Origin of the sequence: Anaerococcus sp. Marseille-Q5996 (genome assembly GCF_946893725.1) — a bacterium.
In the GTDB taxonomy this organism is placed as follows: domain Bacteria; phylum Bacillota; class Clostridia; order Tissierellales; family Peptoniphilaceae; genus Anaerococcus; species Anaerococcus martiniensis.
Genome location: NZ_CAMPPE010000002.1, coordinates 202569 through 224559 on the forward strand (window position 1 = coordinate 202569; position 21991 = coordinate 224559).

The following is a 21991-nucleotide window of genomic DNA, read 5'->3' on the forward strand; positions in this document are numbered from 1 at the left end:
TATGGATAGTGTTTTAGCATTAGTATACAGCTCAGAATTTAATCCAGCGGCTTATGGTGAATTATGTAAGGTTAGGCCTGATTATATGCTACCATATGCTGGTAGATATAGGATTATAGACTTTACTTTATCAAATTTAACAAATTACGACATTAGCAATGTAATTTTATATGCAGGAAACAGGATGCGTTCTACCCTAGATCACATTGGCGATGGTAGAAGCTGGGAGCTTAATAGAAGACGAGGTGGACTTACAATTAATCCTCCTAATTTCGATGTTAAAAATGCTTCGGAAATAGAAAGATATTTTGATACCCTAAGGGCATTTGAAGAAAGTAATGCCGATTATATATTTGTTACAAATCCTATGTATATCAATAAAGTTGATATAGGAGATGCAAAAGAGCAACTTAAAAATCAAGGCAACGATGTTCTGATATTTACAAAAAAAACAGAAGATAAGGATGGTTTTTTCCTAAACCGTAAAATAATTAATTCAAACGAAGAAGGAAAGCCAGATAATGCAGGCTTAAATCTAGGCACAAGTGATGAATTTGATTTATTTGCTGGATCTATTCTAATTAAGCGTGAATTATTTATAAAAGTATTAAGATATGCTGAAGAAAAAAATTCTGTTTCTAATTTACTAAATGCAATTTTTGAATACCCTGAAAATTTAGACATAGACTTTTATAGGGTTAATAATCAACTAGAAATCGTAATGGATACCAATTCATTTTTTGATTCCAATATTAAACTACTAGACAGAGAATATTTTGACAATTTATTTTACAACGACGGTTTGGTTTATACAAAATCAAAAGATGAGCCTTCCACTTCCTATACTAAAGAAAGTAAAGTAAAGAATTCATTGATAGCTAATGGCGCAATTATAGAAGGCGAGGTAGAAAATTCGATAATATTTAGGGGAGTTCAAGTAAAAAAAGGTGCTGTAATTAAAAACTCAATTATTTTCCAAGATAGTATTATTGGCGAAGACTCTATATTAAATTTTGTAATTACTGAGAAGGGCACCCATGTAGGAAAAAATGTGAAATTATTTGGAAATAGATCTCATCCTTTCGTATCAAGTAAAAATGAAGTTTTAGAAGATTGGAGTTACTAATGAATGTTCTATTTCTGACAGCTGAAGCTGTACCTTTTGTAAAAACAGGGGGACTTGCAGATGTTGCAGGTTCCCTTCCAAAAGAACTTGTTAATCTTGGAGCAGATGTCAGAGTTGTATTGCCACTTTATAGCACAATTGATGAATCATATAAATCAAAGATGGAAAAGATTACGGAATTTTATGTCGATCTTGATTGGAAACACCAGTATGCTGGAGTATACGGTCTTGAATTTAATGGTGTGAAATATTATTTTATTGATAACATGGAATATTTTGACCGTGACCATCCATATGGATTTGATGATGATGCAGAAAGATTTATATTCTATTCTAAAGCTTGCACACTATTAGGTAAAGAAATTAATTTTAAACCAGATATTATCCACACAAACGACTGGCATACAGCTATGGTAAATGTTTTAGTAAATGATTATAGGCGTGGAGATAGTTACTATGATGATATTAGAACCTTATTTACTATTCACAATTTAAAGTATCAAGGAGTATTTGACCCTGAGAATTTAAGATTAGCAGGGCTTGATGGTTCATATTTTAACGAAAATGATTTAAAATTTTATGATGCCATTAACTTTATGAAAGCTGGAATAATTCATGCGACAGCTGTAAATACAGTTTCAGAAAATTATGCTAGAGAGATTCATTATCCATTTTATGGAGAAGGCCTAGATGGTATTATCCGCCAATATGACTACAAGCTTTCTGGTATTGTTAATGGTATTGATTATAAAGAATGGAATCCAAAAACTGATAAAATGATAGATCAAAACTTTGATGTAGATAGTATTGATAAAAAAGTTTTAAATAAGCTTGCCCTTCAAGAAGCCTATGGATTACCAAAAAGGGAAGATGTTCCTATGATAGGACTTGTTTCTAGACTAAATGAAATGAAGGGTATGGATTTAATAAGATATATTTTGGATGAATTATTGCAAGAGGATATTCAATTTGTTTTACTTGGAACAGGTGATTATACTTATGAAGAAATGTTTAATTACTTTGCATGGAAATATCCAGAAAAAATGTCTAGTAGAATTTATTTTGGTGGAGCAGAAGCCCACAAAATATATGCAGCTAGTGATTTTTATCTTATGCCATCTATATCTGAACCATGTGGTATTAGCCAATTAATTGCTATGCGTTACGGTACATTACCAATAGTTCGTGAGGCTGGTGGACTAAAGGATACTGTTATTCCTTATAACGAATATACTGTGGAAGGTACTGGATATTCATTTTCAAATATTAATGCCCATGAGCTTTTATTTACAATAAAAAATGCTATAAACATCTATAATACTCAAAAAGAAAATCATAATAGATTAATAAAAAATGCAATGATCCAAGACATCGACTGGAAAATGTCAGCTACTAAATACTTAGACTTATATGAGGATATAAAAGCTTAGGATGATTACAAATAAAGAAATAATTATAGAAAGAATACAAAATTATTTGTATTCTTTTTATGCTAAAGACATAAAAACGGCTAGGGAAAATGAGATTTATGATTGTCTTTGTAGATACCTTATGGAGATAGTTGGCAAAAAATGGGTTGATACAAAGAAAATAAAAGAAGGTTATGAAGTTTACATTTTAAGCTTTGAATACCTACCTGGTAGATTTTTAGGAAATGTAATATATAAATTAGATTTAGAATCTGAAATTAGATCAGCTCTCGATGAAATGGGATTTTCTTATGAAAATATTTTGAAACATGATCCAGAACCAGATCTAGGAATTGCAGATATGGGCATAGGCTCATCTTATTTGATAAATGAACTTTCAAACAAAAAAATAAAAGCAACTGCTTATGCCTTACGTTATGAATCTGGCAACTTCAAGCAAGTGATAAAAGATGGAATGCAAAGGGCAGAAACATCATCATGGCTTAAAAATGGATCTAATTGGGAACATAGAAAATCTTTCACAAATGAAATAGAAATCTATGGAAAAAAGCATAAAACTATAACCTATGATATGCCAGTAATCTCTGATGATGCAAGTTTTATAAATACCCTTAGATTATTTAAGTCAGAACCAAGTAAAAGTATTAGTTTAAGCAAATTTTCAAAAGGTGATATTATAGATGCATATGATGATTACATCAATAATAGCGCAATTACAGAATTTTTATATGTAGATGATTCTTCTTATGAAGGTAAGATTTTAAGGCTTAAACAAGAATATTTTTTCTCAGCATCTGCTATGAGAGATTTCATTCGTCGATATATCTTATATTATAAAGACATAAAAAATATTAATAAGCAAACAAATGTAATTATAAATGATATTCATCCAACCCTTGCCCTTATAGAATTTATAAGAATATTAAAATCTGACTATAATTTTTCTACAAAACTAGCTATTCAATACACTAGAGATATTTTTTATCATTTGGTATTTTCAATAACTGATGATTCTTTGGAACGTTATCCAGTTGATGAAATTAGGAAAATGAATCCTGATATATTAACAACCATAACTGATGTTCAAAACGAGTTAATAGCTGAAGAAAATTTCAATCCATTTATTAAAGATGGCTTTGTGATCTTTAGAAATATAAATATAGCCCTAAGTAAGGATTACTTTTTTTTATCAAAATCATTATCTGATAATAGAAAAAGTAATAGGAGTTACTCCTATGTTAATCTTGGTACAGACAGGCTAATGTATGCTAAAAGTGCTAATTCTAATCTGACTGAGTATTTGAAAAACTATGATATAGATATTACAAAAACTGATGATTTTAATAAATTCAAATTATTTGTTAAGGATAAGGATTTTTTAGATGGACTTGAGAAAATTAAATTTAAGAATAAAAAATCATTTGTAGAATCATTAAATGATAAAGAAAAAAATATAAATCCTTACTCAATATTTGATATGCAATTATCTATTATGCATGAAAGCAAAAGACAGATATTAAATGCAATGGCTATCGCTTATGAATTTTACTTTTTAAGAGATAACAGAAATGCATATGCAATTCCAAAAACTTATATATTTTCCGGGAAGGCCAATGAAGGCTATTTTATGGCAAAAGAAACTATTAAATTTATAATTGCTTTAAAAAATCTATTAGAATCTGATAAGGTAATTAGAGAAAAATTAAAAATAGTATATGTAGAAAATTTATCAGTTGGAGATTTAAGAAAATTATATCCAGCTTGTGATGTCTACTCCAATTTGACTTATCCACTTTACGATAACCAAAATTTTGATATTTTAAATTCTATATTCAATATGTCAAATATAATATCAACTAGAGGAGGCATTGTGGATAATATAGAAAAAGATAATGAATTTTATCTCTTAGATGATAGCTACAAAACTTATGAAAAGAGACGAGAAAATAAATCTCATAAATTAGACGATGTTATTAGTCAGAATAGAAAAGTTAAATATACTATAGAAAATTTACTAAAAGAATCTCGAGAAAACTTTCCTTATGATTTCAAAAGCTTATATGAAGAAATAATTTTGTATAATGATTCTTTTGAAATATTTTTAGACTTGGAAAATTTAGTCAATATTAGAAGGAAAGTATCCAATGATTATCTTCATCAAGAAATTTGGACTCAAAAACAGATTGAAAATATTTTATGGGCCAATGAATTTAATTTAAATCACATAAAAAAGGATATGAGTTTTGATAAAAAATTATAGAAAACTTACCTATGAAGAAATAAAAGACTATGAATTAGGAGCCATTTACTCTAAAGAAAAAACTATCTTTAGAGTCTTTGCTCCGGAAAAAAGTGTAAAGCTTACATTAACTACTGATTATAATAATCCCCGAAAAGATATTTTTCCTATGAAGCAAAATGAATTGGGAGTTTGGGAGATAGAAGTTAGTGGAGATTTGGATGGATATTATTATTCTTATATTGTAGATGATAAATTTGAAGTAACTGATCCTTATTCATTTACAAGTTCTATAAACTCAATGTATTCAGTGGTTTGCGATATGGGAGAAACTGATCCTAAGGGGTTTAGAAAAAGTATAGTGCCACAAATACCCGAAGAAGAAGCAATTATTTATGAAATGTCAGTTAAAAACTACACAGCCGATAAAAGCAGCGGAGTTATAAACAGAGGAAAATTCTTAGGACTTAGCGAAAAAAATACTAGTTACCATGGATTTAAAACAGGTCTTTCACATTTGAAAGAACTTGGCATAACACATTTGCAATTATTACCAATCTATGACTTTATAAGTGTAGATGAATCTAGCGATAGATTTTTTGATGATGATAATTACAATTGGGGTTATGATCCTGAACTTTACTTTGCTCCTGAAGGATCATATTCAACTGACCCACAAGATTCAAAATCAAGGGTCTATGAGCTCAAAAAGATGATTCAAGCTATACATGAAGCAAATATTGCTGTAATCATGGATGTAGTTTACAACCATACTTTTAAGTCATATGATTCCAATTTAAATACTTTGGGGCCAAATTATTATTACAGAATGAATAATGATGGAACATTTTCAAATGGATCTGGTGTTGGAAATGAAATTGCAAGTGAAAGACCCTTTGTTAGAAAGCTAATAATAGACTCCTTAAAACATTGGGTCAAGGAGTATAAGATTGATGGATTTCGCTTTGATTTGATGGCCTTAATTGACATAGACACTATAAAAATTGCATTAGAGGAATTAAAGGAAATAAATCCAAATTTAATCATCTATGGAGAGCCATGGATGGCCCTTGGTACAACATTGCCTTATGAAAAGCAAATTGTGAAGGGATCCCAAAAATCAAATGATTTTGGAGTTTTTAATGATATATATAGGGATGCTATAAAGGGTGATACGAATTCATTTGGCATAGGCTATATTCAAGGTAATCACTTTCTTAAACCGACTATAGAAGAGGCAATTGCTGGATCAATACATTTTGATAAAAAAAGATGGGGATTTACTGACTTTGCATCTGAAACAGTAAACTATTTTAATTGCCATGACAATTTAATTTTATATGATAAATTACAAATTTCATTGAATAATTTAGACAATATAAATGATTATGTAAAGCTTGCTATTGGACTAATTATGCTATCCTTTGGTAAACCGTTTTTATATGAAGGAAATGAATTTAACCATAGCAAAAATAATGACAGAAATTCCTACAATTCACCCTTGTTTATAAATGCTATTAATTGGAATGATAAGCAGGAAAACATAGACGTATTTAATTATACAAAAGACATAATTGCTCTTAGAAAAAATATAAAAGTATTTAATAAAATAGACCCTAATCATATTAGAAAATCTTTAAGTTTTATGGATAATTTAGAAAATTCTCTTATAATTTATAAAATAAAAGCTAAAAAAGGATTTATTTTGGTTGCTATTAATGCAGGACTTGAAGAAAAGTTTATTAGTACTAAAAGATTAAATTCTTTTATAGGATATAATGATTTTATAATAGAGAAAATTTTTGATAAAGAGGGTAAATATAATAATATAGAAGAGGATATAAGCCTCGATAAGTTATCAGTAAATGTATATAAAATATATTAGGAGAAAAAAATGGATTATATAAAAAATTATGAATCTTGGTTAAATAATGAAAAATTTGATGATTTGACCCGTAAAGAATTAGAAGAAATTAGAGGAAATGATGAAGAAATAAAAGATAGGTTTTATAATTCACTGGAATTTGGAACAGCAGGTCTTCGTGGAAAACTAGGTGCTGGAACAAACCGTATGAATGAGTATATGGTAGCTCAGGCTAGCCAAGGATTTGCTGATACAATTGCTGAAATGGGAGAAGATGCAAAAAAAGCTGGTGTTGCTATTTCCTATGATGTACGTCACAAGTCAGAAGAATTTGCAAAAATAACTGCAGAAGTGTTTGCAGCTAATGGCATAAAAGTTTATATCCATAAAGAAATACAACCTACACCTGTTTTATCTTATACAGTCAGACAATTAAAAACATCAGCAGGAGTAATGATAACAGCTAGCCACAATCCTATGGAATATAATGGATATAAGGCTTATAATGCAGAAGGAAGCCAAATTCTAGATGAAACTGCTAATAAAATTTTAGGCCATATTGCCGAACACCCTGATTTTTTTGAAATTCCACGTTTAGATTTTGAAAAAGGTATTGATGATGGAATTATTGAATGGGTAGATCAAAGTGTGGTTGAAGATTATGTAAAAAAAGTCTTAGATTGTACTATAAATGAAGATATTGACAAAGATATAAATATTGTATATACACCTCTTAATGGAACTGGAAATAAACTAGTTAGAAGAATCCTTGATGAAAGAGGATTCAAAAATATCCACATTGTTCCAGAACAAGAAAACCCAGACCCAAACTTTACTACTGTGGGTTATCCAAACCCAGAAATGCCAGCAGCCTTTGAATATTCAGAAAAATTAGGAAAAGAGGTTGGAGCAGACTTACTACTTGCAACCGATCCTGATGCTGATAGATGTGCAGTAGAAATAAATGATGGAAATGGAAATTTTGTATTTTTAACTGGAAATAAAATTGGTGCCCTACTTACAAACTACATTTTAGAAGCTCTTGATAAAAATGGAGAACTTCCTGAAAATGGAGCAGTTGTTAAGTCGATTGTAACTGGTGATTTGATAGCTCCGGTTACTAAAAAGTATGGTGTCAAAAAATATGATGTACTAACTGGATTTAAAAACATCTATGCCGTAGCAAATGAACTTGAGAAAAATAACGACGGAAAATTTATCTTTGGTTTTGAAGAATCAATTGGTTACAATTATAAAGACTTTGTTAGAGATAAAGATGCTGTAAACTCTGCAATGATGATTGCAGAAATGGCGGCATATTATAAAAAACAAGGAAAATCATTACTAGATGTACTAGATGATATGTATAAAGAACACGGATACTACTCAAACGATGTTATCTCTATTACCCTACAAGGGCTCGATGGAAAAGCTCGCATAGGTAGAATCATGGAAGAATTTAGAAACAATCCTATAGAATCTCTAGCGGATTTAAAAACTAGAAAAATTATAGATTATAAATTAGATGAAACAGGTCTTCCAAAATCAAATGTACTTAAATACTACTTTGAAGATGAATCTTGGGTAGCTATTAGACCATCGGGTACAGAACCAAAAATAAAACTATATATCAACGCAGTTTCTAAGGATAATGAAAAAGCAGCAAACGATAAAAAAGAACAATTAGAAGATCAAATGCAAAAAATAATTGACAGTGTAGAATAAATTAAAGCTAGGGTATTAGCCCTAGTTTTTTTGTTTAAACATTTATCAAGTTCAAAAATAAATCATATGTGGTAAAATATATACAAATCGTAAAGGATGGTTTATATGGAAAAATTTTTGAAAGCTATTGATGATGTTTTTTCAGTACAGGTTATAGGAAATTTAACCCTATACCAATTATTTTCAACAATATTAAAATATATTTTTGTCATAGTAGTTTTTTATTTTATATATTCTATTATTAGAATTATTTACTATGATGTAAGAACAACATTGAAAAAAGAACAAGAATCAGATACTTATTTAAAATTACTAAATAGAAATGACGGATTTAGATTTATTGTCCAAGAATATTATTTTATAGGTGAGGACAACACTATTGGCCGTGACGATAGAAATACTATTTGTATCAAGGATAAGTATTTATCCAAGTTTCACGCCCGCATTATCCAAGATGAGGATATTTATTTCCTAGAAGATCTAGAATCTGCAAATGGAACATTTTTAAATGATGAAAAAATAGAAGATGCGATTGAACTAAAGACAAATGACATTATCCATATAGGACAAATGCAATTTTTGTTTATCCAAGGTGAAGAAAATGCTTAAAACTTTAGATGTAGAACAAAAAGAAAAAAAATATATAAGAAAATCAATTTTTCTACTGTTTATTTTCTCATTTTTAGCCTTATCCTTAGCCTTAATTTTTAATATTTCAAATGTAAGTACAACTGATATTTACACTTACATAGCTATTCTGGTTGTAATAGTTTTATCAACTATTCTTACACCCAAGATTACCAAGGCAGATAACATATTGCTGCTTATAGTAAATATGCTTTTTGCTATTGGGGTAGCCATGATTTATAGATTAAATCCATCTTATGGGAAAAGACAATTGCAATTTTACTTGGTAGGTATAGTTCTATTTTTCTTAACTTTTTTTATTCTAAAGTCATTTAAGTTTTGGAATAAGATAAGTTTATTTTATGTAACTATTTCAGTAGCTCTGTTTATGGCTACCCTTGTTTTTGGTTCTTATATTGGAGGAGCCAAAAACTGGATTATTTTAGGACCAATAACTGTACAACCATCTGAATTTATTAAAATACCATTGGCATTTTTTGTGGCAAGCTTTTATTCAAGATATAATGAAGTTTCTATGAAGCCTTTTGGTAGATACTATATGAATATTTTAATATATATTTTTATTGGTTTTCTATTCTTACAAAAAGACTTGGGAACTGCCCTTATATTTTTTGGACTTATGATATTAAGTCAATTTGTTTATGAAAAAGATAGGGTTTTAATAACATTAAATATTGTAGCAATGATTTTTGGATCTATCCTAGCTTACTTTATGTTCGGACACGTGAGAGTAAGAGTTGCAACATGGTTAGATCCATGGTCAGATATTGATGTGACAGGCTATCAAATAACTCAAGCACTATTTGCAACTGCTAGCGGAGGACTTTTTGGTACTGGAATTGGATTAGGTCATCCAGATTATGTTCCTGTTGCAGAATCAGATTTTATATTTTCTGCAATTTCTGAGGAAATGGGCATTTTTATGGGACTTGCAGTTATACTATTATTTATGATTTTGGTATACAGATCATTTAAAATTTCCCTAATTCAACAAGATAAATTTTTATCTATACTTGCATTTTGTATTGGAGTATTATTTGCTTTCCAAACTTTTATAATTCTTGGGGGCGTGTTAAAAATTATTCCTCTTACAGGTGTAACCTTGCCATTCATTTCCCAAGGTGGGTCATCAATGCTTTCAGGTTTTATCCTCCTAGGATGCCTACAATATTGTGCAAGTGATATAAAATATGGAGATGAGACAGATGAGTGAAAATAATAATAGAAAGGCAAATAAAAAACGTACATCAAATGAGAGTTTTTTAGACAAAATTAAAAGAAAAGAAGAAAACCAAAGATTGAAAAATAGTAGAGAGTTAAAGGTTCTATCAAAATCAACTTTAAACAAAAGACTACTTTTTGTAATGATTTTCTTTGTGTTACTTTTTATGGGGCTTGCCTTATATCTAGTTTACTTTCAACTTTTTAAAGCAAAATCAATAGCGAGCAATGAAAATAACCGTAGAAATTGGATAAATGAAGATACAATTGCTCGCGGCAAAATTTTAGATAGAAATGACAATGTTTTAGCATATAGTGACTACGATCAAAATGGTAATCAATATCGATATTATAACTATGGAAAAGCATCATCAACCGTTACTGGATATAATTCAAAAACCTATGGTAAAACTGGCATTGAAAAAACATTTAATAAATGGCTACTTAATCTAAAAGATGAAAATATGAGTAATTTTAGAAAAATGGTGGTGACAAATGATGTGGGCAATGATTTACATTTGACAATTGACCAAAACATACAAAATTTGACTTATAATTATATGAGTGATCACGTTGGTGCAGCAGTGGTTATGAATCCAAAAACAGGTGAAATACTTGCTATGGTTTCAAATCCAACCTTTGATCCAAATAACATCGATGCAAATTGGGATAATCTAATTGCAAATAATAATGGACCCCTTGTTAATAGAACTACAACTGGACTATATAGACCTGGATCAACTTTTAAAATTGTAACAGCAAATGCAATGTTAGAAAGTAATATTGATGAAAATTATGAAGATACAGGTTCAGAATTAATACAAAATTTTGAGATTAAAAACTTTGATGGATTGACATTTGGAAATCTTGACTTAAGAAAAGCCTTTATGTATTCTTCAAATACTTATTTTGCAGCTAAAACGAATGAAATGGGCAAGGAAACTTTAGCAAATATGACAGATCGTTATATGTTTAATAAAACTTATCCATTTGATTTAGAAAAATACGATTCCATAATTCCTTATAAAGAGTTAAATCAAGTAGATCTTGCGATGACAGGATTTGGTTATGGTAAAAGTCAGGTAACTCCACTGCATATGGCAATGGTAACTTCTACGATTGCAAATGGTGGAGTTATGATGCAACCGAGACTTGTAAAAACAATTACTGACAAAGAAGGAAAAGAATTATATGAGGCCAAGGAAGAAAAATTATCAATTGTAACAAGTCAAAGACGAGCAAACAATATTAGGGATATGATGGTTGATGTAGTAAATGAAGGAACTGGGAAGGCTGCTTATATTGATGGCATCCAAGTAGCAGGAAAAACTGGTACCACCGATAAATCAAATGGATTTATCGATGCCTGGTTTGTTGGTTTTGCACCAGCCTATGATCCACAAATTGCTATTGCAATAGTTGTCGAAGATGCAGCAGATACTGGTGGTGTCACTGTAGCACCGATAGCGAGAAATCTTATGAGAGACATATTTAATCAAGTGAGATTAGATTAATTATATAAGCTTATTTTTGATATTTGACCAATAATGGTTTTTATCGAGAATAAGTTTTTTTATTGTCTTATTTGAAACTTTTATAGTAATTTTATAATCCTTGCTGCTATACTCCTTGCCATCAAATATAAATACAGTGTGGTAGTTATCTCTTTTAGAAACTAAAATCTCCACAGTAGCATCTTCTGGCAAGACAATAGGGCTAATTATTGCATTATTTAAGTTAGAATAAATAGGAGCAATAGGTGTTAGAGAATAACCCTTCAAAGACTGATGAAGAATTGAACCCCCACAAGAAAGGTTATAAGCTGTAGATCCATGAGGAGTTGAAATAATTAATCCATCACCAGAGAAATTTTCTATAAAATTGCCATCTATAAAAACTTTTAATCTTAGAATTTGATTTTTGTTACTTTTTACAACAACTTCATTTAAAGAATCGAATCTTTTCTTATTTACCGTAGATTGTAATATAGTAAGCTCCTGAGTTTGATATTGGCCATTTTTAAAAGCAAGTATAAAGTCTTCTATTTCATTTGCTTCAACCTCTTGGTAAAAACCTAGATGCCCGGTATTAATGCCTATGAAAGGAATGGATGTAAAATCCGTATCATGGACTGCCTTTAAAAAAGTACCATCGCCTCCAATAACTAGGTTTAAAATAGCCTCAGTATCATAAGAATTACTTACAACAAAGCCGTGTTTTTCAAGTGCTTCTTTTGTTTTATAAAATACACTTTTACTAAATTTTGATCTATTTTTAAAAACATTGATAATATTTGTCATTTATCTATACCTCTCACAAATATTATATCATAGTCAGGAAAATCATAAATATAAATATAACTAAAATAAATTTTGAAATTTGGAAATACTTTTCTAAGCTATTAATGTTGTAATTTAGATAAAAAGTCAACATTAATGAAAAAGTTTTTGTTGCAAATATTTTAACGATATATTATAATTAACTTATCCTAAGGCAAACAGGTCCGAATTTAAACCTACAACTTTTATAAGGGATTGCGTAGTCCTAGCTTGGATGACATGCCTCCGTAGAGTGGACTTCAGAAATGCTAGGCAGCTTGCCCACCTTCACACAAACGAAGGTATTAAAGTAAGGGCCACCTTAGGATTTTTTATATACTTTGTTATTTTTTATATATTAATGTTATATTGGAATTTATCTGGGTATATAATAATTAGTACAATTTAAAGGAGTGAATATATATGTCAATAGCAGATTATATTGAAGACAGAGCAAGAGCTAAACAAAGAGAAATCAAATATGAAATTTGGAAAGCTAAAAATCACGATAGCAGAATGAGAACTCAAGGTGCTTTACTTGGAGCATTAATCGGTGTATCAGCAGGTATTTTATTAGCACCAAAATCTGGTAAAGAAACTAGAGAAGACATCGGTGAAGCTTTTGATGAAACAGTAAGAACTGTAAAAGAAACTTCAGCTGATTTAGTTGATAATGCTAAAGATACTTATGAAGATATCAAATACAGAGCTTACACAGATTTAGAACCAGTTAGAGAAGGATTTGACTACGGAAAAGAAATCGCTAGACAAACTGGAGATCAAATTGCACAAACAGCTGGAAACGTAAAAGACAATCTTTCTGAAGGTGCTTCTGAAGTATCAAAAATCGTTTCTAACACAGCAAGTAATGTAGCAGATGATGTTAAAGCTGGTGCTGAAGATGTTAAAGATGTAGCTGATGAAAAAGGTGAAAAAATCACTATCGAAGCTAACAAAGGCAAAGAAGAAATAAAAGAAAATGCTGACAAAGCTATCGATAAAACAAAAGATGAAGCTGAAGAAGCTAAAGAAAATCTTAAACAAGTAAAAAAAGATATCGAAAATAAAAAAAATAAAAATAACTAGGGAGTTTTAAATGCTAACAATTAACTTTAATCTTCTTGGAAACATTATTTTAACTATTGTTGGAATTGTTGCACTTGTTTACTTAATATTGACACTAAAAAGTGCAAATGAACTAGTTAAAAAAATCCATGGGGTACTAGACAAAAACGAAGATAATATTGATCAAGTAATTGACAAACTTCCTGGTGTTGTTGATCAAGCCAATATGTTAGTTAACAACGTAAATACAGTTGTTCAAGATCCTAACTTGAGAATGGCTATAGCAAAAGCAAATGACACTATGACTAATGTTAATAGTATCACTGATGATATTAGAGACACAGTAAACTATGTTGGTGAAACAGCTATAGATAGTATTGATACAGTTGGTGCAGGAATTGCATCAGTAGGTGATTATTCAAGCTTAGTTATAGATGTTGTTGATATAGTTAAAAACGTAATATCAGGTAGATAATTATAAATTAAGGTCATCATGAGATGACCTTTTTTTTGAAAAGAGGTAAATATGGGGCAACCAACAATTAAAGATGTAGCCAAACTTGCCGGAGTTTCAATATCTACAGTTTCTAGAGTTATGAATAACTCAAAACCAGTGAGTCCTGAAGCTAGGCAAAAAGTTTTAGATGCTATAGCAAAGCTAGATTTTAAGCCAAATGAACTTGCAAGATCTCTAGTAATGAGAAGATCTAATTTAGTAGGTGTCATAGTTGAAGATATTGGAATCGAATATATGGCTCAGCTTATTAGAGGAATTGAAGAGATAGGAAGAGTTTACAATTACGATATTCTACTTCAAAGTTCATACGGTATCGAAGAAGCACTTAACAATTCTATTGATTTCTTAGCTACAAAACAAGTTGAGGGATTGATAATTATTACAGAAAATCTTACAGATGAAACTTTAATAAAGCTTCGTGAAACAAGAGTTCCTTTTATATTGCTAGATAAATATCATGCATATAAAAATCTTAACACTGTCAAAATTGATTATAGCAAGGAACAGTATAAACTTATAAAATATCTTTATGACTTAGGTCATGATAATGTATTATATATTGGAAATAGCGAAGATAATGTACTTAATAATGCAAAATTTGCGGGATACAACAAAGCTGCTGATGAATTAAACAAAGAAAATTTTGTACTAAAAATTGATGGATTATCAAGCAATGATGGGTATAACATAGGCAAGGAAGCTATAAAAATTTGCAAGGATAACAATATTACTGCAGTTTCACTTATGAATGATGAGATGGCAATAGGATTAATTGACTATTGTGCTGATAATGGAATAAAAGTTCCAGATGATTTATCCGTAGTTGGATTTGGAGATTCTTCTATTGCAAATATTTATAGGCCGAACTTAACTACTGTTTCGATTCCATATTATGATATAGGAGCTATTGCTATAAGAGCACTTATAAAAAGAATAAAAGATGAAGAAGAAATATTACTTGATGATTGGGTAATAGAATGTACTGTTGTAGCAAGGGAATCTAGTAAATAAGTTAGTTGAAAAAACGTTTATAAAACACTATAATATATTTATAGATATAAGAGGAGGAAATTATGGCTGAAAGAAATGTTGTTATAAAAAATGAAACTGGTTTACACGCAAGACCTGCTGCATCTCTAGTTCAATTTGTTAAAAATTATCCAGGGGAAGTAAAAATTATTAAAGATGGTAAAGAAGCAAATGCAAAATCAATCTTTAATGTTATGAGCCTTGGAATTGCTAAAGGAACTGATATTACTTTAGTAGTTGAAGGAGAAGATGAAGATAAATTTGCAGATGAATTAGTTGATTTTATTAATAACTTATCAGAATAATATTTAACATTTTAGGATACTGATTAGTATCCTTTTTTTTATAAATAATTAGGAAAGGATAAATATGAATACAAGGTACGAGGGTATAAAAGCAAGCAATGGAATAGCAATTGGGACTATTTACCTGTTTAATAGGGAAGAATTAACAATTGATGAGTCAAAGATAGAAGAAAACATGATTGAAAATGAAAAAAATCGTGTTGAAACATCTATTAATGATTACATTAGCGAGCTAGATAATACTGAAGGTGCAAATGAAGCTCAAATTAATATTGCAAACGCCCACAAAGAATTATTACAAGATCCTTACTTTTCAGATACAATAAATTCAAAAATTGAAAATGAATTGAAAAACTCTGAGATGGCTTTAAATGAAACTGTTAATGAAATGGTGGAAATTATGAGCCAAATTGATGATGAATACCTAAAAGAGCGAGCTAGTGACTATAAAGATATAGGCTATCAATTAATGTATAAATTAAAGGGCATCAAACCTAAGGATCTATCTTTAATTGAAAAAAACTCTATAGTAATTTCTAAAGAATTAACACCATCAGATACTTCTAATATGAATAAGGAAAATGTAGCAGGATTTGCTACAGATCTTGGTGGTAAAACAAGCCATACTTCTATTATCGCACAAACTTTAGATATTCCCGCTTTAGTTGGTATGCAAGATATTTCAACAAAAGTACAGGGGGGAGAAAAAGCAATAATAGATGGAGATGAGGGAGTAATTATCCTAAATCCTTCAGAAGATTTAATAGCTGACTATGAATCAAAAATCAAAGTACAAAAAGAAAAACAAGAGAGATTAAAGGAAGTTAAAGATAAAGAAGCTATCACAAAAGATGGTAAAAAAGTTGAGGTTGCTGCTAATATAGGAAACATTGAAGACTTAAAAATCGCCATTGAAAATGGATGTGATGGTGTAGGATTGTTTAGAACAGAGTTTTTATATATGGAAAATGATCATTTTCCAACTGAAGAAGAACAATTTGAAGTTTATAAAGAAGCTACAGAAATGCTTGAAAAAAAACCACTTATTATTAGAACCTTGGATATAGGTGGTGATAAAGGCTTAGATTATTTTACATTCCCAGTTGAAGAAAATCCATTTTTAGGATATAGAGCAATTAGGCTTTGTTTAGATAGAGAAGATATATTTAGAACTCAACTAAAGGCCTTAGTTAGAGCTTCAGCATTTGGTAATCTAAAAATAATGATTCCTATGGTCATCAATATTTCTGAATTTAAAAGAACTTTAGAAATTATTGAAGAAATTAAAAGTGAGTTAGATCAAAATGGGGTTGAATACAACAAAAATCTTGAAGTAGGTATTATGATAGAAACTCCTGCATCAGTGTTTATGGCTGATCAATTTATAAAATATGTTGATTTCTTCTCAATTGGTACAAATGACCTTTCACAATATACCCTAGCAGTAGATAGAGGTAATGAAAATATATCTGAATTATATTCTAACTACAATCCAGCCGTATTAAAAGCAATAAAACATGTAATTGATGCATCTCATAGTGCTTACAAATGGACAGGTATGTGCGGTCAATTTGCATCTGATCCAGAAGCAACAAAATTACTTTTAGGTTTAGGCTTAGATGAATTTTCAGCATCCTCATCAAAAATTGCAGAAGTTAAAGATACAATTATAAAATCAAACCTTAAAGAAGAAGAAGAGTTTGCAAATGGACTATTAGATTTAGAAACTCCAGAAGAAGTTGAAGAAAAGGTAAAAGAACATAATTAGACAAATGCCTGCTAATATAAAAAATCAAATTCAAGAAATAAATTATTTTAAAAACAATAATTTAAATATCAAGGATATAATTTTTTTAAATGATGAAATGTATAAAATCGTCACGGATGATGATGATTTTATACTTCATATTTTTCATGAAAATAGCTTGGATAAGCTTAAAAAATTATCTATTCATAATCAATCTGCTATCAAGACCGGTTCTTTTGATAAAAATCACTATTTTGAAATAAGTAAATCTGATAATCTAACTAATTTAGAAGAATATTTAAAAAACCACAATGAAAAAGAAAATTATAAACTAGGATTAAGATTTGGGAACTTACTTAAAGAAATTCACACAATTGTTCCAGAGGAAAAAGTAGTATGGTTTGATTTTTTTAATACTAAAGTAAATTATCTTTTCTATATGCATGGAATACATGAAAATATAGGTGATGATGACTATATATTAATTGATTACATTAATCATAATCGTCATTTAACTAAAAGCATCCGCCAATCATATATTTTTAATAATCTTGATTTTAATCATATTTTTGTTGATAAAAATGAAAATATAATTATTTCTGGAATAAATTTCACAAAGATTGGTGATGGTGTATATGACTTTGTAAAAATAAATAATATGGCATTAGAATCTAAAGACTTTGCCCTAGGTTGCTTTGAGGGATATTTTCAACATCAAAAGGCACCCATAAAGTTTTTTAGACTCTTGGCATTATATGAAGCATATAATATTTTAGATAATATTGTCGCTCATAGGCAAGAAAAACCTAGTATTTATACTAAGGATGATTTACAGAATTTACTAAAAATGTATGATAATTTTAATACAGATGTTCCGAAGTGGATAAAAGAAGGTGAATAGCCTTCTTTTTATTTTCTGCAATTGTACAAATATATTTTTTGTGATAGACTTTTAATAGAAAATTACGGAGGGCCTAATATGAGAAAAAATGCTTATATAGTTACCGGATCAGTACTTGTTGCTGTTGGTCTATACTTTTTTTTACTTCAAAATAATATAGCAGCTGGAGGTATTTCAGGAATATCACTTGTACTATCTCGACTTTTAGGACTACCTATTGGTCCTATAAACTTAGTTTTAAATATAGTCATACTTTTGTTAGGTTCTATTTTTATTAGTAAAGATTTTGCAAAAAGATCGATACTATCAGCAGCCACAGTATCTTTTACAATTATATTATTAGAAAGATTTTTGCCTGATATTATCCTAACTAAAGACTTAATCTTAAATGTAATATTTGGACCTTTAATAGTTGCTGTGGGATTAGGACTCATTTTTTATAATGGAGGATCTTCTGGAGGGACAGATGTTATCGCAACTATTATAAATAAATATTCTGAGATCCCCATCCATATTTGTTTATTTCTTACAGACTTTACTATTATAATTATGGCTATGTTTATATTAGGATTTGAACCATCATTGTATGCAGTATTAGCCATAATTATCCAATCTATGTGCCTTGATTATGTCAGCCAAGGTTTGGGTAGAAAAATTGCAGTATTTATTATTAGTGATAAGTATGCTGAAATAAACGACTTATTGGTAAATAAATACAAAAGAGGAGTTACATTGCTTCATGCTGAAGGTGGTTATACAGGTAGAGAGAAAAAATTAGTTCTAACTATTACAAGTGTGCGTAGATTTCCAGTTATTAGGGAAGAAATATTAAAAATGGATGATAAGGCATTCATCTTCTCATATACAATCTCAGAAGTTTTCGGGGAAGGCTTCTCTATAAAAGAGTTACGTTAGGAGTTAGATTATTAAAGAGTATAGAATTAAAAGATTTAATAAAAACAAGGCATATCTTGCTACAAAGTTTGGGGACGCCATAATAGATAAAAAAGAAGTTAAGGATCTTAATCAAGGGGATAATGTTAAAGTTTATCTATATCAAGATTTAAATAATGTACTAAAAGCTACAAAAGAATTCCCTTATGAATTTGAAAGGGTCTACGATTTAAGAGCAGTAAAAATTGACAAAAAAGGTGTCTATTTTGAAATGCCAAATAAAAATCATATTTTTATGCCTTTTTCAGAAAGAACCTATAGGATAATAGTAGATATGATTTATCCAGTAGCCTTTAAAGTTGATAGTAATGGAGAAGTATTTCTTACTTCTAAGATAAGGGATTTGCTAACTACTGACCATAATTTTGAAGAAAATGATGAAGTTAGCGGTAGGATTTATTCAATTAATAAATCCATAGGTGCATTTATTGCTATTGATGATAAATATGATTCCTTATTAAGGATTGATGAATTAAAAGGGGTATTTGTAGAAGGAGAGCTAGTTAATGCCAGAGTTAAAGAAATAAAATCTGATGGCAAAATTGAGCTTTCCCTTAGACAAAGGGCACATTTAGAAATAGATAATGATAGTGATAAAATTCTAGACTATCTTTACGATAATGATGGGATTGTCTATCTATCTGATAAATCTAGCCCAGATAAAATAAATAAAACTTTTGGAATGAGTAAGGCTAGTTTCAAAAGAGCAATTGGAAGACTTTATAAGAACAACGATATTAAAATATTTGATAACAAAATTGAATTGATAAAGAGGATATAATGACTGAAAATAAACTATTAGCGGAAGTAAACGGAAAAGAAATCTATCTTAGCGATGTATATGAACTTATGCAAGGAATGCCAGATAAAGATAGATTTAATAATGAGCAAGGAATAAATGTTCTTGCTGATGAATTAGTAAATCAAGAATTAATACTTAAAGATGCAAAAGAGAAAAATTATGACCAAGACAAAGAATTCATCGATGAACTTGAAATTGTTAAGGATAATATGCTAAAAAATTATGCTATGCATAAGGTCTTTGAATCTGTAAGTATTAGTGATGAAGAATTAGAAAATTATTATAATGAAAACAAAGATACCTTATTTTCGCCAGTTACCTATACTGCAAGTCATATTTTAGTAGATGATGAAAATAAAGCAAATAAAATTTATGATGAAATAAAAAATGGACTAGACTTTGCAAAAGCTGCCGAAAAATACTCTAAAGATCCATCAGCAATGAATGGTGGGGCACTAGGATCATTTCCAAAAGGTGTAATGGTAAAAGAATTCCAAGAAGGCCTTGATTCGATTGAAATTGGTGAAATTTCAAAACCAGTTAAGACAGATTTTGGTTATCATTTAATTAAATTAGATGATAAAAGTGAAACACAAAGTTCATTTGAGCAATCAAAAGAGCAAGTACAATCAACCTATGAAATGTTAAAAAGACAAGAAAAATATCTAGATTTAGTAAATGAACTTTCAAAAGAGGCTGAGGTTAAAAAGTATTATTAGGCAAACTTTATGGATTATGAAAATTTAACCAATAATCTAAAATTAAATATCGACCATACTATGGCCTATGATGATGTAGAAACAGCTGCAGATGTTGTAAATAAATTTATATTAGAAAAAGCTAGATCACATCAATACGAGATAGTAGAATTAAATGATTCTTACTACATCAAAAAAGGCGTATCTCCAAAAGCTATTTTACATCTAAATGCAGACGCTAGATTTTTGTACAGAAATTTAGAATTTGAACAAACAGATAAAGAAAGAATTATAGCAGGGAAAAATATTTACTTGTTTAATGCTATATTTGTATTAGCAAACTTACTTGATTTATCAACCAATGATTTTGATGTTCTAATTACAAATAACTATATACAAAATGACATAAAAAATTATAGTAGTCTTAAAGATGTTATTAGAAGTGATAAGGTAATCAACTTAAATCTTCGTCAGGCAAAATGTATTGCTGATGAATTTAGTGCACTTAATTTATTAAATATAAAATTACCGATTATAAGAAACGAGATAAATAATTCCTATAAAACTTTTAGATTGTCTTTATCTAATCTAATTGGTGGCCATACAGGAGAAGATTTAGATAAAGTAAGACTTAACTCCATAAAAGCTTGTTTGGGTTTGATTAGAAAAATTAAATCAAAGGTAGACCTAGATATTGTAAAATTACAAGGTGGGGATAGATATGACTATATACCAAATTTTGCAAGTATTGATTTTATTATAAATTCTAATTTTGAAAATGAATTAATTAATACATTTGAATTGTTCAAAAATCAATATATTGAAAAAAATTTGAAATATGAACCAGAAATGGATATAGAACTTAAAGAAATTGAATCAGATGCTAATAGTTTAATTTCAGATAAGTCATTTAGTCATCTATCATCTTTTGTAGAGTTAATACCGACTGGTGCTTATTCAGTAAATTCAAATAATAATCAACTAATAAGCTCTATAAATTTATCAACCGCTAGAACTTTTGAGGATTATATTAACTTTATAATTGTATGCAGATCATTATCTGATGAAAGCATGAATGAAATGCTAGAGAAGATGCAAACTGCTGCAAGTATTAGTGAAAGCAAAATTAAAATTGGATTGAGCCTACCAAGGTGGAAAAATTCGGATGATTTATTAACAGAAGCTTTTTCTAAAGTTTATCGTGAATTGGTGGGTGAAGACTTGGAAATAGTTAAAACTCAATATTCTTTAGATTCTAGTATGATTTTTTCTAACCTAGATGTTAAGATTGTGTCAATAGGGGTAGAATATAAACAAAGAGAAGATAACATGTTTTTTACTGATTTATCAGAGATAATTAATGTGACAAATCTTATAGATGATGTGTTATCGTACATTTAAA

19 protein-coding genes and 1 pseudogene are annotated in these 21991 nt (G+C 29.3%); 19 read left to right on the forward strand and 1 reads right to left on the reverse strand.

Annotated features, from left to right (window positions below; genetic code table 11):
- The first annotated feature begins 1 nt into the window (after position 1).
- The 8 genes from glgD (at position 2) to OC526_RS03515 (ending at position 11767) form a co-directional block, all read left to right on the forward strand.
- Entirely contained in the window at positions 2–1126 is a 1125-nt protein-coding gene (gene glgD / locus OC526_RS03480; RefSeq protein ID WP_262122200.1) for a glucose-1-phosphate adenylyltransferase subunit GlgD, read from the forward strand.
- Positions 1126–2556 (forward strand): glycogen synthase GlgA, encoded by a 1431-nt coding sequence (gene glgA / locus OC526_RS03485; protein ID WP_262122201.1) that lies wholly within the window; start codon positions 1126–1128, stop codon positions 2554–2556. Before glgD ends, glgA begins: the two co-directional genes overlap by 1 nt.
- Position 2557: 1 nt before the next feature.
- The gene (locus OC526_RS03490; protein ID WP_262122202.1) at positions 2558–4816 is read left to right on the forward strand and encodes a glycogen/starch/alpha-glucan phosphorylase; all 2259 of its coding nucleotides are present in this window, start codon (positions 2558–2560) and stop codon (positions 4814–4816) included.
- Positions 4800–6680 carry a type I pullulanase gene (gene pulA, locus OC526_RS03495; protein WP_262122203.1) on the forward strand — a complete coding sequence of 627 codons (1881 nt, stop codon included), beginning with the start codon at positions 4800–4802 and terminating at the stop codon, positions 6678–6680. The genes OC526_RS03490 and pulA overlap by 17 nt, the downstream gene beginning before the upstream one ends.
- A gap of 9 nt (positions 6681–6689) precedes the next feature.
- A complete protein-coding gene (locus tag OC526_RS03500; RefSeq protein ID WP_262122204.1) occupies positions 6690–8384 on the forward strand; it encodes a phospho-sugar mutase in 1695 nt (564 codons plus the stop codon).
- A gap of 105 nt (positions 8385–8489) precedes the next feature.
- Positions 8490–8993, forward strand: coding sequence for an FHA domain-containing protein (locus OC526_RS03505; protein ID WP_262122205.1), 504 nt, complete (start codon positions 8490–8492; stop codon positions 8991–8993).
- The gene (locus OC526_RS03510; RefSeq protein WP_262122206.1) at positions 8986–10245 is read left to right on the forward strand and encodes an FtsW/RodA/SpoVE family cell cycle protein; all 1260 of its coding nucleotides are present in this window, start codon (positions 8986–8988) and stop codon (positions 10243–10245) included. The genes OC526_RS03505 and OC526_RS03510 overlap by 8 nt, the downstream gene beginning before the upstream one ends.
- Complete coding sequence (locus OC526_RS03515; RefSeq protein ID WP_262122207.1) at positions 10238–11767, forward strand: peptidoglycan D,D-transpeptidase FtsI family protein; 1530 nt, start codon at positions 10238–10240, stop codon at positions 11765–11767. The genes OC526_RS03510 and OC526_RS03515 overlap by 8 nt, the downstream gene beginning before the upstream one ends.
- Here the strand turns inward: OC526_RS03515 and OC526_RS03520 are convergent, their stop codons facing one another.
- On the reverse strand, positions 11768–12553 hold the full coding sequence (locus OC526_RS03520) for an NAD(+)/NADH kinase (protein WP_262122208.1): 786 nt from the start codon (positions 12551–12553) through the stop codon (positions 11768–11770). It abuts the gene before it with no gap.
- A 441-nt stretch (positions 12554–12994) separates the two neighbouring features.
- Between OC526_RS03520 and OC526_RS03525 the strand changes: the two genes are divergently transcribed.
- From OC526_RS03525 to OC526_RS03575, 11 genes and pseudogenes are all read left to right on the forward strand, one after another.
- Positions 12995–13657, forward strand: a complete 663-nt coding sequence (locus OC526_RS03525; RefSeq protein WP_262122209.1) for a YtxH domain-containing protein — start codon at positions 12995–12997, stop codon at positions 13655–13657.
- A gap of 10 nt (positions 13658–13667) precedes the next feature.
- The gene (locus OC526_RS03530) at positions 13668–14111 is read left to right on the forward strand and encodes a hypothetical protein (RefSeq protein WP_262122210.1); all 444 of its coding nucleotides are present in this window, start codon (positions 13668–13670) and stop codon (positions 14109–14111) included.
- A 51-nt stretch (positions 14112–14162) separates the two neighbouring features.
- Positions 14163–15164 (forward strand): LacI family DNA-binding transcriptional regulator, encoded by a 1002-nt coding sequence (locus OC526_RS03535; protein ID WP_262122211.1) that lies wholly within the window; start codon positions 14163–14165, stop codon positions 15162–15164.
- Positions 15165–15226: 62 nt separating this feature from the next.
- The gene (locus tag OC526_RS03540; protein ID WP_262122212.1) at positions 15227–15487 is read left to right on the forward strand and encodes an HPr family phosphocarrier protein; all 261 of its coding nucleotides are present in this window, start codon (positions 15227–15229) and stop codon (positions 15485–15487) included.
- A 64-nt stretch (positions 15488–15551) separates the two neighbouring features.
- A complete protein-coding gene (ptsP, locus tag OC526_RS03545) occupies positions 15552–17255 on the forward strand; it encodes a phosphoenolpyruvate--protein phosphotransferase (RefSeq protein WP_262122213.1) in 1704 nt (567 codons plus the stop codon).
- Between the two features lie 4 nt (positions 17256–17259).
- Positions 17260–18135, forward strand: coding sequence for a kanamycin kinase (locus OC526_RS03550; protein ID WP_262122214.1), 876 nt, complete (start codon positions 17260–17262; stop codon positions 18133–18135).
- 78 nt (positions 18136–18213) lie between these two features.
- Entirely contained in the window at positions 18214–19050 is an 837-nt protein-coding gene (locus OC526_RS03555) for a YitT family protein (RefSeq protein ID WP_262122215.1), read from the forward strand.
- A gap of 25 nt (positions 19051–19075) precedes the next feature.
- Positions 19076–19210 (forward strand): annotated as a pseudogene (locus tag OC526_RS03560) (S1-like domain-containing RNA-binding protein); the annotation flags it as partial.
- 90 nt (positions 19211–19300) lie between these two features.
- Positions 19301–19870 (forward strand): RNA-binding protein, encoded by a 570-nt coding sequence (locus OC526_RS03565; protein ID WP_262122216.1) that lies wholly within the window; start codon positions 19301–19303, stop codon positions 19868–19870.
- A complete protein-coding gene (locus OC526_RS03570) occupies positions 19870–20610 on the forward strand; it encodes a peptidylprolyl isomerase (protein WP_262122217.1) in 741 nt (246 codons plus the stop codon). Before OC526_RS03565 ends, OC526_RS03570 begins: the two co-directional genes overlap by 1 nt.
- A 9-nt stretch (positions 20611–20619) precedes the next feature.
- Positions 20620–21990: a hypothetical protein gene (locus OC526_RS03575; RefSeq protein WP_262122218.1), complete on the forward strand. Its 1371-nt coding sequence runs from the start codon at positions 20620–20622 to the stop codon at positions 21988–21990.
- The last annotated feature ends 1 nt before the right edge of the window (position 21991 follow it).

Bases quoted from the DNA above. Each gene is read 5' to 3' on its own strand.
- OC526_RS03490 (WP_262122202.1), top strand. From the start codon at position 2,558: ATGATTACAAATAAAGAAATAATTATAGAAAGAATACAAAATTATTTG.
- OC526_RS03550 (WP_262122214.1), top strand. From the start codon at position 17,260: ATGCCTGCTAATATAAAAAATCAAATTCAAGAAATAAATTATTTTAAA.
- OC526_RS03510 (WP_262122206.1), top strand. From the start codon at position 8,986: ATGCTTAAAACTTTAGATGTAGAACAAAAAGAAAAAAAATATATAAGA.
- OC526_RS03520 (WP_262122208.1), bottom strand. From the start codon at position 12,553: ATGACAAATATTATCAATGTTTTTAAAAATAGATCAAAATTTAGTAAA.
- ptsP (WP_262122213.1), top strand. From the start codon at position 15,552: ATGAATACAAGGTACGAGGGTATAAAAGCAAGCAATGGAATAGCAATT.
- OC526_RS03505 (WP_262122205.1), top strand. From the start codon at position 8,490: ATGGAAAAATTTTTGAAAGCTATTGATGATGTTTTTTCAGTACAGGTT.
- OC526_RS03555 (WP_262122215.1), top strand. From the start codon at position 18,214: ATGAGAAAAAATGCTTATATAGTTACCGGATCAGTACTTGTTGCTGTT.
- OC526_RS03535 (WP_262122211.1), top strand. From the start codon at position 14,163: ATGGGGCAACCAACAATTAAAGATGTAGCCAAACTTGCCGGAGTTTCA.
- OC526_RS03530 (WP_262122210.1), top strand. From the start codon at position 13,668: ATGCTAACAATTAACTTTAATCTTCTTGGAAACATTATTTTAACTATT.
- OC526_RS03500 (WP_262122204.1), top strand. From the start codon at position 6,690: ATGGATTATATAAAAAATTATGAATCTTGGTTAAATAATGAAAAATTT.
- glgA (WP_262122201.1), top strand. From the start codon at position 1,126: ATGAATGTTCTATTTCTGACAGCTGAAGCTGTACCTTTTGTAAAAACA.
- OC526_RS03565 (WP_262122216.1), top strand. From the start codon at position 19,301: ATGCCAAATAAAAATCATATTTTTATGCCTTTTTCAGAAAGAACCTAT.
- OC526_RS03525 (WP_262122209.1), top strand. From the start codon at position 12,995: ATGTCAATAGCAGATTATATTGAAGACAGAGCAAGAGCTAAACAAAGA.
- OC526_RS03515 (WP_262122207.1), top strand. From the start codon at position 10,238: ATGAGTGAAAATAATAATAGAAAGGCAAATAAAAAACGTACATCAAAT.
- glgD (WP_262122200.1), top strand. From the start codon at position 2: ATGGATAGTGTTTTAGCATTAGTATACAGCTCAGAATTTAATCCAGCG.
- OC526_RS03575 (WP_262122218.1), top strand. From the start codon at position 20,620: ATGGATTATGAAAATTTAACCAATAATCTAAAATTAAATATCGACCAT.
- OC526_RS03570 (WP_262122217.1), top strand. From the start codon at position 19,870: ATGACTGAAAATAAACTATTAGCGGAAGTAAACGGAAAAGAAATCTAT.
- OC526_RS03540 (WP_262122212.1), top strand. From the start codon at position 15,227: ATGGCTGAAAGAAATGTTGTTATAAAAAATGAAACTGGTTTACACGCA.